General features: G+C 46.8%; 14 protein-coding genes and 1 pseudogene. 11 read left to right on the top strand and 4 right to left on the bottom strand.

All coding sequences use genetic code 11. The features are described 5' to 3' along the window. Positions 1-129, top strand: a pseudogene (locus GW12_RS15675) (IS30 family transposase); the annotation flags it as partial. Between the two features lie 452 nt (positions 130-581). Continuing rightward, a complete protein-coding gene (locus GW12_RS07615) occupies positions 582-911 on the top strand; it encodes an ankyrin repeat domain-containing protein (protein ID WP_034585744.1) in 330 nt (109 codons plus the stop codon). A gap of 48 nt (positions 912-959) precedes the next feature. Here GW12_RS07615 and GW12_RS07610 read toward each other — a convergent pair whose 3' ends face one another. After that, positions 960-1,520, bottom strand: coding sequence for a type 1 glutamine amidotransferase domain-containing protein (locus tag GW12_RS07610; protein WP_034585742.1), 561 nt, complete (start codon positions 1,518-1,520; stop codon positions 960-962). Positions 1,521-1,892: 372 nt separating this feature from the next. Beyond that, entirely contained in the window at positions 1,893-2,585 is a 693-nt protein-coding gene (locus GW12_RS07605; RefSeq protein ID WP_034585740.1) for a TIGR04219 family outer membrane beta-barrel protein, read from the bottom strand. 303 nt (positions 2,586-2,888) lie between these two features. Between GW12_RS07605 and GW12_RS07600 the strand changes: the two genes are divergently transcribed. The 4 genes from GW12_RS07600 to zupT all read left to right on the top strand — a co-directional run bounded on the left by GW12_RS07600 (position 2,889) and on the right by zupT (position 7,310). After that, positions 2,889-4,334: an aldehyde dehydrogenase family protein gene (locus tag GW12_RS07600; protein ID WP_034585756.1), complete on the top strand. Its 1,446-nt coding sequence runs from the start codon at positions 2,889-2,891 to the stop codon at positions 4,332-4,334. A 477-nt stretch (positions 4,335-4,811) separates the two neighbouring features. Next, positions 4,812-6,287: a sodium-dependent transporter gene (locus GW12_RS07595; RefSeq protein WP_034585737.1), complete on the top strand. Its 1,476-nt coding sequence runs from the start codon at positions 4,812-4,814 to the stop codon at positions 6,285-6,287. Positions 6,288-6,297: 10 nt separating this feature from the next. Beyond that, the gene (locus GW12_RS15415) at positions 6,298-6,408 is read left to right on the top strand and encodes a methionine/alanine import family NSS transporter small subunit (protein ID WP_081403474.1); all 111 of its coding nucleotides are present in this window, start codon (positions 6,298-6,300) and stop codon (positions 6,406-6,408) included. 83 nt (positions 6,409-6,491) lie between these two features. Continuing rightward, positions 6,492-7,310: a zinc transporter ZupT gene (gene zupT, locus GW12_RS07590; RefSeq protein ID WP_034585734.1), complete on the top strand. Its 819-nt coding sequence runs from the start codon at positions 6,492-6,494 to the stop codon at positions 7,308-7,310. Between the two features lie 64 nt (positions 7,311-7,374). Here zupT and rsmB read toward each other — a convergent pair whose 3' ends face one another. Beyond that, positions 7,375-8,679, bottom strand: a complete 1,305-nt coding sequence (gene rsmB / locus GW12_RS07585) for a 16S rRNA (cytosine(967)-C(5))-methyltransferase RsmB (RefSeq protein ID WP_034585731.1) — start codon at positions 8,677-8,679, stop codon at positions 7,375-7,377. Beyond that, the gene (fmt, locus tag GW12_RS07580) at positions 8,676-9,638 is read right to left on the bottom strand and encodes a methionyl-tRNA formyltransferase (RefSeq protein WP_034585728.1); all 963 of its coding nucleotides are present in this window, start codon (positions 9,636-9,638) and stop codon (positions 8,676-8,678) included. The genes rsmB and fmt overlap by 4 nt, the downstream gene beginning before the upstream one ends. Before the next feature lie 401 nt (positions 9,639-10,039). On the opposite strand from fmt, the gene ilvD (GW12_RS07575) reads away from it, so the two are divergent. The 5 genes from ilvD (GW12_RS07575) (at position 10,040) to GW12_RS07555 (ending at position 16,005) form a co-directional block, all read left to right on the top strand. After that, a complete protein-coding gene (gene ilvD, locus GW12_RS07575; RefSeq protein WP_081403473.1) occupies positions 10,040-11,869 on the top strand; it encodes a dihydroxy-acid dehydratase in 1,830 nt (609 codons plus the stop codon). 201 nt (positions 11,870-12,070) lie between these two features. Continuing rightward, positions 12,071-12,274, top strand: coding sequence for a hypothetical protein (locus GW12_RS07570; RefSeq protein ID WP_034585723.1), 204 nt, complete (start codon positions 12,071-12,073; stop codon positions 12,272-12,274). Between the two features lie 294 nt (positions 12,275-12,568). Then, positions 12,569-14,254 (top strand): dihydroxy-acid dehydratase, encoded by a 1,686-nt coding sequence (gene ilvD, locus GW12_RS07565; RefSeq protein ID WP_034585720.1) that lies wholly within the window; start codon positions 12,569-12,571, stop codon positions 14,252-14,254. A gap of 157 nt (positions 14,255-14,411) precedes the next feature. Further along, positions 14,412-15,737, top strand: a complete 1,326-nt coding sequence (locus GW12_RS07560; protein WP_034585717.1) for a hypothetical protein — start codon at positions 14,412-14,414, stop codon at positions 15,735-15,737. After that, on the top strand, positions 15,718-16,005 hold the full coding sequence (locus GW12_RS07555) for a chorismate mutase (RefSeq protein ID WP_034585714.1): 288 nt from the start codon (positions 15,718-15,720) through the stop codon (positions 16,003-16,005). The genes GW12_RS07560 and GW12_RS07555 overlap by 20 nt, the downstream gene beginning before the upstream one ends. Positions 16,006-16,021 lie beyond the last annotated feature (16 nt).

Raw genomic sequence — 16,021 nt, 5'->3', positions numbered from 1 at the left:
GATGACGTGTCAAACGAACAAATAGAGCAGATAGAATTTGCACTCAACCATCGTCCTAGAAAAACGCTAGGTTGGTATACACCGAGTGAAGTTATGGCTGGTTTTTATACTGTTGCACTTGCCGCTTGAATCCGCCAACTTTATTTTCTCAACTGATTCTAAAAATCGTGTGATAGCAATGTTTATGGGATTAGTTGCATTATTCACAGCCTTAATGATTTCAGCTGGTGTGAATGTAGATTATATTTTTGAAATTTTTCAATAAATTCATATTTTCAAATCTTTAGTAATAATATTTTTTATTAGTCTTTTTCTGTTTGGACTGTTTTATATTGCAAAACATACATTCTTTATGGTGGTAAGCTTTTGTGACTTCGTTTTTGATAACTCTTTTAATAAAGATAACGTGAGTAAAAGAAAAAGAGAGCTTTTTATTGCACAGCTTTTACAATTTGCCGAACTTCCTAAACATAAGCAAAGAATGTATGCGTGTTTACAAGTATCAAAAAATTTAGATAGTGATACAGTCGAATAAAGAATTTGATTTTATAATCCCAATAAATATTAGGGCTATGTAATCTATGGAAATTAACTCACTCTCCCCAATCCCTGAAGATGATGAAGAACTCCATCTTCCTGAACTGGTGTACTGGGCCTCAGTTGGTGATGTTGAACAGGTTGAGAACGGCCTGCAAGAAGGTCTGGACGTTAACTCTGCCGATGAAGAAGGCTATAGCGCTTTGCAGGCTGCTGCTGAAAATGACCATCTCGAAGTTGTGAAACTGCTGGTGAGTAAAGGCGCGGATGTCGATCATCGCAGTACTTATACCGCTTTGGAGCTGGCGGAAATGGCAGGCAACAAAGATGTGGTCGAATATTTAAAAAGCCTGAAAGGTAATATCCCGAAATAAAAAGAAACCCCACACAAGTTGGGGTTTCTTTTTAAATATAGTTGGGAACTAGGGGATAATATCCATGTCCTCTTCCAGCTCTTCAACAATTGCCGTATTAAAGGCGGGTAAATCATCCGGATTACGCGAAGTAATCAGCACCCAGTCATGGGTATTGCAGCGATGCACTTCTTCATCGACCCATTTGGCACCGGCATTTTCCAGATCCAGCTTGATACTTTTATAAGAGGTCAGCGTTTTACCTTTGACCCGGCCGGCATTGATCAATGCCCAAGGGCCATGACAGATCGCGGCAATGGTTTTCTTGTTATCAGTAAAGTATTGAATGATGCGCTGGGCATCTTCATTAATTCTAAGCTTGTCAGCATTCACTGTACCGCCAGGAATCACCAGCAAGTCATAGTCTTCTACACTGACCTCGCTTAAAGTCGTGTCCGGGGTATAGGTGGCGCTTTTCTTTTCATCATTTTCGACTGTTTGGACGTCTTCATTTTTTTCTGCAGCATGAATGACCACGAAACCTTTTTCTTGCAGGAAGTTCAGTGGTTCAGCCAGCTCATCGTGTTCAATGCCTGTGTTTGACGTAATAATCAGAACTTTTTTGACCATGACGGAGTATCTCAATATCTGCAGGGTCTTTTAGCTTAGCAACAGGCATTTTTGAAAATGTTGCTTTTTTAGCCTTCGACTGTAAGCATGGATACAAGGAAAGCAGAGAATACGTAACAGAACAAACTGCAGACAGAAAAAAGCCCGAACATCCTGTCCGGGCTTTTTGTATTCCGTGATCTAGGTATAACTCCTGTCGTACCTCACGTCCTGGTGCATGTGCTTATTCTTGTTTTTATGATTCGGAGCATCCTGCTCTCTATGTCTCTAAGATACTGCAGCCATTCTGTCATCAAAAGACGCAGATGACGGCGATTGTTGTACGCTCAGGCTTACAGCATCAAAGCAAATTGCCGTAAGCCATTATTTTCCTTAGAAGTGGATATCCAGACCGATATAAGGGCCTTTAAATTCCAGTTCCAGATCAGCTGCATTTTTTTGTTCGGCATCAATGTTCATGATGCGGTAGCCGACTTTGGCGCCGACATCCACCAGCAGGTTATCCACAAAGTCATACTGCAGTTCAGCCTGGACATCGGTCTTTTTGGTGTCGCTGCCGTGGCTATACACCGCTTCAGCTTTGGCACTCATGCCGGTAAATGGCAGTTTCACGCCAGCAGTGGCATAAACCAGGGGACTGTATTCATCCAGATCGTACTGGGTAAGCGCACCAGCATTCAGGTTTTTCACGGTACCATCCAGATTGGTTACACCCACACCGACATCTGCATGCACTACAGTATCCAGCAGTTCGTAATACAGAATGTAGTCGATGTTGTTCAGCTCGATATCGGCAGCGTTGGTTAGCGTGCGCTGTTCGCTGTTGCTGTCCAGATTGACATATTTGATTTTGGCATTTGGCAATAATGGTACTGGATGTTCAAATGCGACAGACAGTTGTGCTGTACCTTGGCGATCCAGGTCATGCTTGCTGGCATTGGCAGACTGGCTAGAACCATCAAAATTCCAGTAGCTGGCATCGGCTTTAAAGCCGATTACATCAGCATGGCTGGCAGTGGTCATGAATAAACCAAACGTGAAAGCGGTTGCGATTTTTGCGCGCATAAAATGTGTTTCCTGAAACCTTACCCAGAGCTTGGGTGCTGTTGTTCTGTAAAAATAGCTTTTGTATTTCTCACCCGCTGCATCATATAGATAAATTTCAGAATGTATATGGCAGGATATCGGAAAAGAAAAAGCCGATTTTTCACAAGATGATGATTTTGAAAAATGTTGAGGCAGATGCCGCGGGTTTTATAGCAATTTTTATGGCCTAAAAACTGATCTACATTTTAAAAACGCAACAGGCTGTTTTTGGGCATATAATCAATATTATCTACATATTGCATGACCCTGAAAGGACGTGACATGACTCAGAAATCCCGCGCAGTAATCGACTATCCCCTATATCTGGCAGGTAAGGCGGTGGAAACCTCTGACTGGCTGGAGGTGAATGATAAATATACGGGTAAGGTCTTTGCACGCGTGTCACTGGCAGATGCCAAGATTATGGAAAAAGCCATCAAAGCGGCGGTTAAAGCCGAAGCAGAAATGGCCGCGTTGGAGCCACATCAGAAACAGAAAATCTTGCTGCACTGTGTGCAACGCTTTAATGAAATTCGTGGCCAGCTGACCGAGATCCTGATTGCGGAAGGCGGCAAGCCACGCAAGGCTGCTGCCGCAGAAGTGGAACGTCTGATCAATACCTTCCAGCTGGCAGCAGATGCGGTGACTCAGCTGGATACAGGCCGGATGATTCCACTGGCAGTGACGGCTGCTGCTTCGGGTTATCAGGGTATTGTGAAGCATGTACCGGTTGGTGCCGTGTCCTTGATCAGCCCATTTAATTTCCCTTTGAATCTGACTGCACATAAGATTGCCCCCGCGATTGCGGCAGGCTGTCCATTTGTACTAAAACCCGCTAGCCTGACCCCGACTTCGGCATTGAAAGTGGCAGAAATTCTGGCAGAAACCGATTTGCCGCCAAATGCCTTCTCGGTGCTGCCATGTCCACGTGAGCTGGCGGATGTTCTGGTGACCGATGACCGCTTTAAAATGCTGAGCTTTACCGGTTCCGATGTCGTGGGCTGGGACATGAAAGCGCGGGCAGGGCGCAAGAAAGTCACTTTGGAACTTGGTGGCAATGCTGCGGTGATGATCGAGCCGGATACTGAAATTAGCGATGCTTTTATTGACCGTCTGATTGGCGGGGCTTTTGGTCATGCCGGACAGGTCTGTATCAGCGTACAGCGTATTCTGGTGCATGAAGCGATTTATGCCGATGTGAAGAAAAAGCTGGTAGACAAGCTGAAGAAAATCAAGGCGGCTGATCCTGATCTGGAAAGCACACTGATTGGTCCAATGATCAAGGAAACTGAAGCGAAACGCCTGAAAAAATGGCTAGATAAGGCGGTGAAAAAAGGCGCCAAAGTGCTGAGTGGCGGCAAATTAAAAGGTGTGCTGTTTGACCCAACCCTGCTGGAGGATGTCGATCACAGTCTGGAAGTCTATAAAGATGAAGTCTTTGGCCCGCTGGCGATTCTGGAAAAATATAGCGATTTTGAGGCTGGAATTGACTGCATCAACAACAGCCGTTTTGGTCTGCAGGCAGGGGTTTATACTCAGAGCCTGAAAAAGATGATGTATGCCTGGGATCATCTGCATGTCGGTGGCGTAATCATTAATGATATTCCATCTTTCCGCGTGGATAACATGCCGTATGGTGGGGTCAAGGATTCTGGTCTAGGCCGTGAAGGCATCCAGTCTGCGATTCGTGACATGCAGGAAGAACGGATTCTGGTGATTAAAGGTTAAATTGGGGTGTATTAGGAACAGCTGGATCAGGCAGTTTTACTGGTCATGATCCGGCTGTTTCTAAAGCCAAACTATGCAATCTGAACCGAACGGGAGGGTTTTTCTAAAATCATCAAGAAATACTTAAAAAACAATATATTCCAAAAAGTTAATACAGTTATAACTTTACAAATCAAGCTAAATTTGGAGAAATATTGAACGGTTGAGCCCGATAGATTATAAAAACTGAATATTAGGAGCCAGAATTTACAGAAATTATTGTTAAAACTCAGTATTGTTGAATCCATATACAGGAACAGTATGTGCAAGATGCTTATCCAGGATTTGACATGCTAGACCGTTGGCTGATTTAGAGACAGATGCTCACAAGGCAACGCTCTGATTGAAGCACCCGAAATTATTTAGATTGGTACTTTTTTTGCTCGCACGATAACCACAATAAGCAGCATCTAAAGAGACCTAAGGTTTAGGTGTTCTATGACAGATACTCGAGAGAATTGGTCGGCACGATCAGGATTTATTATCGCAGCCATTGGTTCTGCAGTGGGTTTGGGTAATATTTGGCGTTTCCCTTATGTTGCTTATGAAAATGGCGGCGGTGCGTTCTTAATTCCTTATCTGATTGCGATTTTCGCAGCCGGTTTACCTTTATTATTTTTAGATTATGCAGTTGGTCACAAGTTTCGCAAAGCGCCACCGATGGCCTATAAAAAACTCATGAATGCAGAATCTCTGGGTTGGTGGCAGGTGATGGTGACCCTGGTCATCGGGATTTATTATGCCAGTGTCCTGTCCTGGGCCGGCAGCTATATGCTGTATTCCTTTGGCCAGCAGTGGGGCTCAGATACACAAGCTTTCTTCTTTAATACCTACCTGCAAAATGGTGAAGGCCTGACCTTTGGTTTTGTGCCGGTGCTGTTCTTTGGTCTGGTGATTGTCTGGGCAGCCGTAATGCTGATTCTCTACGGTGGCGTACGCCGTGGGGTGGAACTGGCGAATAAAATCTTCATGCCATTGCTGGTGATTCTATTTACCATTCTGGTGATTCAAGCCGTGCGCTTGCCTGGAGCAGTGGATGGCTTAAATGCCTTCTTTACTCCAAACTGGGAAGCCATGACCAATTATAAAGTCTGGCTGGCAGCCTTTGGTCACATCTTCTTCTCCCTGTCCGTGGGCTTCGGGATTATGTTGACCTATGCTTCTTATCTGAAACGTAAAACCAACCTGACCGGTTCAGGTGTTGTAGTCGCACTGGCTAACTCTTCTTTTGAAATTCTGGCGGGTATTGGTGTCTTTGCTGCGTTGGGTTTTATGGCATTCAGTTCAGGTGCCAAAGTTGAAGATGTAGTATCTGGTGGCATCGGTCTGGCCTTTATTGCCTTCCCGAAAATCATTTCCAGTTTAGGTGCGGGTGGCGACCTGTTTGGCTTCCTGTTCTTTGCATCATTAACTGTGGCGGGTATTACCTCCATGGTGAGTATCCTGCAGGTGCCAATTGCGGCATTCCAGGACAAGCTGGGCTGGTCAAAGAACAAGTCCGTGACCATTATTGCCGGTGGTTCGGCAGTGGTATCGATCCTGATGTTCTCGACTCATAGCGCGATTACCTTTGTCGATATCATTGACTACTTTGCCAATAACATTGGTATCGTGGGTGGTGGTCTGTTATCGATTATTCTGCTGTCCTGGTTCCGCCGTCCATTAATGAAAGAGCTGGAAATGCATGTCAACGAGTTTGCCAGCCTGAAACTGGGTGGCAGCTGGAAGTTTATGCTGACTGTGATCACACCATTATCTTTATTATCGGCATTAGGTTTAACCCTAAAATCAATCATGGCAGAAGGTTATGGCGGTTATCCGGCCAGTACCTTATGGATGATCGGTGGGGGCACCATCGCATTTTTTGTGCTGGGCGCCATCCTGTTCAGTTTAGTCAAAGACCGTCATAGCTAGGAGAAACAATATGAATACATCTGCATTGATCATGATGATTTTCTCCATCGTTTTACTATGGGGTGGTCTGGTACTGGCAGTCGTTCATCTGGCGAAAAACCCGGAAGAACCAGAAGACTAACAATCGTCAAATAAACTGACTGTTGCACAAAAAGGAAGCCATTATTATCTTTGATAATAATGGCTTTTTTCATGGGCTGAGTGATGGATATTGCGCCTGTTAGCGATGCACAAGTCTATACGGCCTTTGCCCTGACCGTTTTTGCCGGACTGGCCACTTTGCTGGGTGGAGGACTGGTACTGTTTTTTAACAAGCCGAACCTTCGCATGATGTCTTTTGGCCTGGCCTTCGCCGCCGGTGCCATGATCTATGTCTCCCTGACCGAAATCCTGAATAAATCGATTGATTCCTTTAGCCTGTCCTTTGGCGAACAGCTCGGTTATGCCTGGGGGACTGTGGCGTTACTGCTGGGCATGGTGGCGGTGTTGCTGCTGCTGGACAAACTGATTCCAAACCCGCATGAAACCATCGAGAGAAAGCAGATTGGAGAAATGGGACAGGAACAGTTACTGCGTACCGGGATGCTGACCTTGTTGGCGATCAGCGCGCATAACCTGCCAGAAGGCATGGCGACGTTCTTTGCGACCTTGGAAAGTGTGATGCTGGGGGCACCACTTGCTGTTGCCATTGCGATTCATAATATTCCGGAAGGGGTGGCGATTGCGCTACCGGTCTATATGGCGACGCACCGAAAGTCTTATGCCTTGCTGGCCAGTCTGGTGTCCGGGCTGGCTGAGCCACTGGGCGCAGCGCTGGGCTATTTCATTCTGGCGCCGTTTTTAAACACCACTGTCTATGGTGTGATCTTTGGCCTGATGGGTGGGGTGATGATCTATCTGGCACTGGATGAGTTGCTACCTACCGCCAAGCGTTATTCCAAGGGCCATGAAACCGTGTATGGCTTGATCAGTGGCATGGCGGCACTGGCCAGCAGTCTGGTGCTGTTTAAATTTGTGCAGTAAGTAATATCAAATGAAAAGCATGAAAAAAGGCAGCCAAAGCTGCCTTTTCTTTTATCAAAATAATTTACGCAGTTTTTTCAATCCGGCAATAGAAGAAACCGTCGCCTTGACCGGCTTTCGGTAACAGCTGACGCCCATGAATCTGCTCGATGCCCCAATCGGCTTCGATCTTGATTTCCTTGGCTTCCGGATGCTTGTCGAAGAACTCGACCATCTGCTGTTCATTTTCCGCTTTCAGGATCGAACAGGTGATGTAGAGCAGGGTGCCACCGACTTTCAGCTGTGACCACATATTTTCCAGAATCTGTTTTTGTAATTCGACCGTCTGGGCAATATCCGAAGACTGGCGCAGCAGGCGAATGTCCGGGTGACGGCGAATCACGCCAATCGCCGAACATGGCGCATCCAGCACGATACAGTCCGGCTGTTGCGGGGCTTTCCAGGTGATGGCATCAGCAGCGACAATTTCGATATGCTCACCTTCGAGCAGCAGACGTTCCAGATTTTCCTGTACGCGCAGCAAACGCTTACCATCCTGATCCAGCGCGATCAGTTTTTTCGGACTGAATTTTTCCAGAATATGTGCGGTTTTTCCGCCGGGTGCGGCACAGGCATCCATGACATATTTGTTATTCAGGTCTGGCAGTAAAGTGGCGCAGAGCTGGGCATGTTCATCCTGGACCGAGAAACCGCCGACGTCAAAGCCTGGCAGGTGCGGTACATTCACACCTTCATCCAGCACAATGCCGACCTGAGAAATGCTGCAGGCATGCGCCGCAATGTCATGCTCTTGCAGAATTTCCAGATAGTCGTCACGGCTAACCTGACGCTCATTTACGCGCAAAGTCAGAGGTGCCACCTGTTTCAGCTCATGGCTTAGTTCAGCCAGCTGTTCCGGCCAGTCCTTTTTCAGACGCTTGTATAGCCAGCTGGGCAGGCCATGCGCCTGTTTCAGCGCAGTCCGGAATTCAGCTGTTTCACGTGAAACACGGCGCAGGATGGCATTCACCACACCACTTAAAGCCTGATAACCCAGCTGTTTCACCGCAGTCACCGTTTCTGAAATCGCAGCATGCGGGGCAATCCGGGTTTCCAGCAGCTGGTACAGACCGACATATAGGCAGGTTTCTACCGTGTCATTGTTTATCGGCTTGACCAGCAATGGCAGGGTCACACTTTTCAGCGCATACCACTGACGCAGGGTACCGAGAACCAGTTCATGGAATAGGGCACGGTCGCGTTCTGCCACTTTGCCAAGATGCTGCGGCAGAACACTGGCCAGAGATTGCCCTTGCTGGACTGCGAGCAAAGTGCGAATCACCTGGGCACGCAGGTTCAGGTGTGAAGTGCTGGCTTGGGAATGACTCATGCCAGTATTTGTCCTACATGTAATTTCTGGGTTTGATTAATTTGTACCGGATTTAGTGCCTTACCGCCTGGCCATTGCAGTGAAGTCAGGCAGATGGCCTTCTGGTCACCACAGGCCACATGCACACCGTGTTTATCCAGTGCCAGAATGGTGCCTGGTGCCTTGCCTGCAGCATTTTCATCGGAAATCAGTGAACCCCAGACCCGCAGGTTGTTGTTCTCATCAATCGGGGTAAAGGCGACTGGCCAAGGGTTAAAGGCACGGATGTTACGGTCAATCGACGCTGCATCCTGGGTCCAATCAATTTTAGCTTCTGCTTTAGAGAGTTTATGTGCATAAACCGTAAGTGCTTCATCCTGGACTTCTCGGGTTTCCAGATAATGTTGCAGCTTTTCTTCGGATTCTAGTACTGCCACGATGGCTTCGGCACCTTGCGCCGCCAGTTTGTCATGCAGGCTGGCAGAAGTATCCTGTGGTTCGATCGGGCAGAGGGTCTTATACATCATGTCACCGGTATCCAGACCCGCCGCCATTTTCATAATGGTCACACCAGTCTCTTGATCACCTGTTGCAATTGCACGCTGGATTGGGGCAGCCCCACGCCAGCGTGGCAGTAGCGAACCATGAATGTTCAGGCAGCCATATTTTGGCGTATCTAAAACCACTTGTGGCAGGATCAGACCATAAGCTGCCACCACCATCACATCGGCATTCAGAGCTTTCAGTTCAGCCTGGGCTGCCAGACCCTCTTCAGTGGATGATTTGAAATGTAACGGTTGATAGACTGGAATATTGTGTTCTAGCGCCAGCTGTTTAACTGCTGATGCAGTGAGTTTTTGTCCGCGACCGGCTTTACGGTCTGGCTGGGTATAGACCGCCACAATTTCGTGGTCGGTTTTAAGCAGCGCAGCCAATGCAGTGGCTGCAAATTCTGGTGTGCCTGCAAAAATGATTTTCACGGATGAAATTCCAAATAAACTTAGATGTCATTATAAGGCATAAGTAAGGTGTGACCTAATCAGCGCAGCCTGCTGCATAAAGCTATAAATTCATTACAGGAATTGTTTAATTTTTATATAAAAAAAACTCATGCAAAATTTAAAAAATATTCATGAAAGTTTTGTATTTAAAAAGAGGCGATAGCGGTATAGTAGTTTTTAGTAAAAGATTTTTTCATCGTGCATGTATTGAAATTTACTCCTGAACATTTCCCTGCCGCGATTTAAGAAGTTGCCTAACTCATGGGGAACTTGGTGTAGAATATGTTCAATTTTCAACTGATTTCGTACTCTCGATCAGACAGATTTCGCCAGAGTGAATGATGACATTCACTCAGCACAAACTTTGTTGGAATAACACAATGCCTGACTATCGTTCAAAAACATCGACACACGGAAGAAACATGGCCGGTGCGCGTGGCTTATGGCGCGCAACTGGTATGAAGGATGAAGACTTCGGCAAGCCAATTATCGCAGTGGTGAACTCATTCACCCAGTTCGTTCCAGGTCACGTGCACCTGAAAGACCTTGGCCAGCTGGTGGCTCGTCAGATTGAAGCGTCAGGCGGTGTAGCAAAAGAGTTCAATACCATTGCTGTGGATGACGGGATCGCGATGGGTCATGACGGTATGTTGTATTCACTACCTTCACGCGACCTGATTGCTGACTCGGTAGAATATATGGTCAGCGCACACTGTGCCGATGCCATGGTGTGTATCTCGAACTGTGACAAGATCACGCCGGGGATGCTGATGGCGGCAATGCGCCTGAACATTCCAGTGGTGTTCGTGTCTGGCGGCCCGATGGAAGCGGGTAAAGTCAAAATCCGTGGTAACGACAAAGCGATTGACCTGATTGATGCCATGATCGTGGCGGCTGATGACAACTATACTGATGAAGAAGTGGCAGAATATGAACGTTCTGCATGTCCAACCTGTGGTTCATGTTCAGGGATGTTCACTGCGAACTCAATGAACTGTCTGACTGAAGCATTGGGTCTATCTTTACCAGGTAACGGTTCAACTTTGGCAACGCATGCTAACCGTAAAAAACTGTTCGAACGTGCAGGTTCTCTAATTGTTGAACTAGCGAAACGTCATTATGAACAAGATGATTACAGCGTATTGCCACGTTCAATGGTGACCAAAGCATCGTATGAAAATGCCATGACTTTGGATATCGCGATGGGTGGTTCAACTAACACAGTACTTCACCTGTTAGCTGCTGCAAATGAAGCAGGTGTAGACTTTACGATGGATGATATCGACCGTTTGTCTCGTAAAGTACCAGTACTATGTAAAGTGGCTCCTGCGAAAAACGACGTGCACATGGAAGACGTCCACCGTGCCGGCGGTATCATGTCGATTCTGGGTGAATTAGACCGTGCAGGCCTGCTGGATACCTCTGTAGGGACTGTTCACGAAGCAACATTGAAAGATGCCTTGGATAAATGGGACATCATGCGTACTGAAAATGAAGAAGTGTATAACTTCTACCGTTCAGCACCAGGTGGCGTACCAACTCAAACTGCATTCTCACAAGACCGTTATTATTCACGTCTGGATGGCGATCGTGAAAAAGGTGTGATCCGTGACGCTGAACATGCCTTCTCTAAAGATGGCGGTCTGGCCGTGCTTTACGGTAACATCGCGCTGGACGGTTGTATCGTAAAAACTGCAGGTGTTGATGATTCGATTCTGAAATTTACTGGTACTGCACGTGTATTTGAAAGCCAGGATTCTGCAGTTGATGCGATTCTGGGTGACAAGATCAAAGCCGGTGATGTAGTGGTGATCCGTTACGAAGGCCCACGTGGTGGTCCTGGTATGCAGGAAATGCTATACCCAACCAGCTACCTGAAATCTAAAGGTTTAGGTAAAGCGTGTGCGCTGGTAACAGACGGCCGTTTCTCTGGCGGTTCATCAGGTCTGTCAATCGGTCACGTATCTCCAGAAGCTGCTGAAGGTGGTGCGATTGGTCTGGTTGAAGATGGTGACCGTATCGAAATCGATATTCCAAACCGTACTATTCACCTGGCAGTAGATGAAGCGACGATGGCCGCTCGTCGTGCAGCGCAGGATGAAAAAGGCTGGCAGCCTGCTGAACAGCGCGCCCGCAAGATTTCTAAAGCCCTGAAAGCGTATGCAATGCACACCACAAGTGCAGCAAAAGGTGCAGTACGTGAAATCTAAGCTGTAATTTTTATAGCACTAGAAAAAGCACTCCAAATGGGGGTGCTTTTTTTATTTCTTAAGCTTTAAAGGTTAAGTTAATTATGTGAACTTTCAATAAAATCAATCATGGCAGCGCTATACATGTTTAAAAACGATAGAGCCTTAATAAAAGTAGGTGTATAGTAAAAATACAGTATTGATGCAAAAGTGATGACGTACATGTCCATGAAATTTATTGGCCGTTTTCTGGCAATTTTAGTCTCTGTAATGGTTTTAGCTGCGCTCAGCATTCATTTTTTCTTCGATCCACATTACAGCATTGTCTTCTGGATTTTAGCTGTGCCGGTGATTTTGGGGACACCAATCTTGGCGTCTGTGGTCTTAGCATCTAATGAAGAACTTGATCTTCATCAGGTGCACTAAGCAAGAAGACACAAAAAGTGTAAATTATTGATTTCCATAAGTATGAAGATGAGTATTACTAACAAATCATCCAAGGTTTGATTGATCATCTTAGTAAAAGGCTCGGCTTAAAAAGACCGAGTCGTTTTTATGACAATCATTTGATGACGCGCTTCGAATACCATCTGAGAAATTAAACAAATCACTGAATCGGATAAACAGAGTTTTACTATTCAGTGCCCTTGGCTTTCAGTACAATCGAATAACATCTAGCCAGCTTTTGGTTTTACAACAATTACAGCAGGGACAACAACAATGAGTAAAGACAATATCCGTGAACATTCTGCGCCAGTTTATGACGGAATTGAAAATGCACCGGCACGTTCCATGATGCGTGCCACCGGTTTTAAGGATGAAGACTTTACTCGTCCCTTTATTGGCATTGCCTCTACATGGGCCAATGTAACGCCCTGCAATATGCATATTGAGGGCTTGGCAAAAACTGTGGAGCAGGGCGTCAATGCGGCCGGTGGCAAGGGCATTATCTTTAATACCATCACCATTTCTGACGGGATATCCAACGGCACTGAAGGCATGAAATATTCGTTGCTGTCGCGGGAAATCATTGCCGATTCGATTGAAGCCGTGGTTGGTTGTCAGGCCTATGATGGCGTGATTGCGATTGGTGGCTGTGACAAGAATATGCCTGGCTGCATTATGGGACTGGCTCGTCTGAACCGTCCCGGGCTGTTTATTTATGGCGGTACCATCAAGCCGGGTGAAGGCCATACTGACATGATTTCCGTGTTTGAAGCGGTCGGTCAGCATGCTAAGGGTGAGATCAACGCGATTCAGGTCAAGCACATTGAAGAGGTCGCTCTGCCAGGACCGGGTTCTTGTGGTGGCATGTATACCGCGAACTCCATGGCATCTGCGATTGAAGCACTGGGCATGAGCCTGCCAGGTTCTTCTGCGCAGGAAGCAGTGTCTAAAGACAAGCAGCTGGACTGCGCCCGTGCCGGTGAGGCAGTCATGAATTTGCTGCGTTTGGACATCAAGCCGCGTGACATTATGACTAAATCGGCATTTGAAAACGCCATCAAGGTGCTGATAGCGCTGGGCGGTTCGACCAATGGTGTGCTGCATCTGCTGGCGATGGCACATACAGTCGGTGTTGATCTGAGTCTGGATGATTTCGTGCGGATCGGGAAGGATATTCCAGTAGTAGCCGATGTACGTCCTTCAGGTAAATATCTGATGTCGGAACTGATCGCGATTGGCGGGATTCAGCCACTGATGAAACGCATGCTGGATGCCGGTATGCTGGATGGTTCCTGCCTGACGGTAACGGGTAAAACCCTGGCAGAAAACCTGGCCGATGTGCAGGACTATCCGGAAGGGCAGCAGATTATCCTGCCATTCGACAAGCCTGTGAAAAAAGATTCCCATTTGGTGATTCTGAAAGGCAACCTGTCACCAAATGGTGCTGTCGCCAAAATTACTGGTAAGGAAGGTCTGTACTTTAAAGGTCCGGCACGTGTGTTTGAAGGTGAACAGGGTGCGATGCGCGGCATTCTGGATGGCGAAGTACAGCCGGGTGAAGTGGTCGTGATTCGTGGTGTCGGTCCGAAAGGCGGACCGGGGATGCCGGAAATGCTGAAACCCACCTCAGCCATTATCGGCAAGGGCCTGGGGGCATCCGTAGCACTGATTACCGATGGCCGTTTCTCCGGTGGTAGCCATGGTTTTGTAATTGGGCATGTGACGCCAGAAGCCTATGAAGGCGGGCCGATTGGTTTGGTACAAAATGGTGACGAGATTTCCATTAATGCCGAAACTCGTGAAATGACTTGGCATGTGTCGGAACAAGAAATTGCCGCGCGTCGGGCCGCCTGGGTCAAGCCAAAGCCGAATTATACCCATGGTGCTCTGGCCAAGTTTGCCAAGCTGGCATCCGGGGCGGATACCGGGGCGGTAACTGACCTAAATCTCAAAATCTAAAGTCTCGGAAATCATTGATCATTTTGTCTTGAGTTGATATAAGTTTTTCACTGAGGGCAGACCTGAACGGTCTGCTATTCTGGTGAAAAAGATAGTATCCTGTAGCAGTTCAGACGCCGTCATCTGCTGCGCCGTCATACCTGTTGAGGCTAAATCCATGTCCCTGTTACGCCGTTGGTTCGATCCCATTCGATCGAGTTGGTTTTATCAAAAGCCAACCCGCCAGGCGGTGCTATCTGCTGAAGGTGGCTTAAGTATCTATCTGCGTCTGGATGACGTTTACAGCTATTTGGCTGTGCAGCTGTTACCCCAATTAGAAGAAATTTTGAGTCCTGAACTCAAACCACTCAAAGTCATTATTTCCCATCAGCGCGGTGAAGTGCCGAACCAGATGACCTTTGAGGAATGGCAAAATTACTGTATTAACGATGCCAAAATTCTCTCCCGCCAGCATCGTTTTAGTTTTCATGAAACCCCGGAACTGCCGACTGAAGAAGCCTTGCAGCTGGCGGAAACCATCCTGCGCCGAACGCCGTTACGTGGACAAGATTTTCTATATTTACTGGAAGATATCTTTCATATGCTGTGGCAGAAGCAGTATGGAAAATTGCGTACCTTGCATACCATGGCCAGCCGTCATCACCAGCCACAGAATTTTCCAGAACGGGTTTTTGATGACAGTACACCCGTTCTAGCCAGCTTCTTTCAGTTTGGCGGTCGTCAGTACCATGCGGTCGATGACCTGCTGCGTTTAACCCGCCGCCTGAAACAGCAGAAACTGCTGACTGGTAATCCGATCTTCCTGATCAATCATATTGAATGGCGTGAGCATCTGATCAGTGATGCCGAAGAGCTGAATGAAATTCAGGGACTGGATCCGGAACTAGATTTGTATATTGCCCTAGAAGATCCAATTTCCTGGCTGTTGCTGGCTTACATAAAAGAAGAATTGGCAGATTTTTATAATATTCATTTAAATATTTATCCATTGTCCTATCGGGGTCGCGATGACTTCGACTGGGGACTGGCAACACGGCTATCCAAACGAACGGAAGTGGCCTTTACTCCATTTTGCCGACCGACGGCACAAAGTGTCCTGCCGATGGCACGTTTGTTCTATAGCTGCCCGGAAGAGCAACGGCTGGATACCATGTACGGGATTTTACAGGCGGTATGGACGCGCGGCCGTGACCTGAGTTATACCCCGCATCTCAATGCTTTAGCCAATGAACTGGGCATTACCAAGCTCACCGAAGAAGACATTCAGGCCAAGCTGAATGAAAATGACATGCACTGCGAAATGAAGTCGCAACCGAATCTACCGGTGCTAGAACTTCGAATTGATAATCAAAGTTTTGTATTTAATAGCTTATATCGCGTTTGGATGATTGAAAGTATTTTCAGTAATGTGTTAGAAGAAAAGTATAAGAGTGATAATCAAACTGAAAGTGAACTGAAAAAACATGAACAAAGTAAAAGCTGAATCATTACAACATGCCCGTGAACAGATTGATGCAATTGATACAGCTTTGGTAGAGCTGATTGCTGCGCGCCAGTTTTATGTAGATCAGACCACACGATTTAAAAAAACTGAAACGGATCTACAGTCTCCAGACCGTATGGAACAGGTGGTTGAGAATGTCCGCGCTGAAGCGACCAAGCAGGGGATTGATGCAGATTTTGTGGAACATCTATATCGTGAAATGTTCAAGCATTTCATTCAGCGTGAACTGAAAGAATTTCGTCCTTAATTCATTTAAACATTCT

The organism is Acinetobacter sp. HR7, from assembly GCF_000773685.1.
Classification (GTDB): Bacteria; Pseudomonadota; Gammaproteobacteria; order Pseudomonadales; family Moraxellaceae; genus Acinetobacter; species Acinetobacter thermotolerans.
This window is presented reverse-complemented; position numbering and strand designations above follow the sequence as displayed.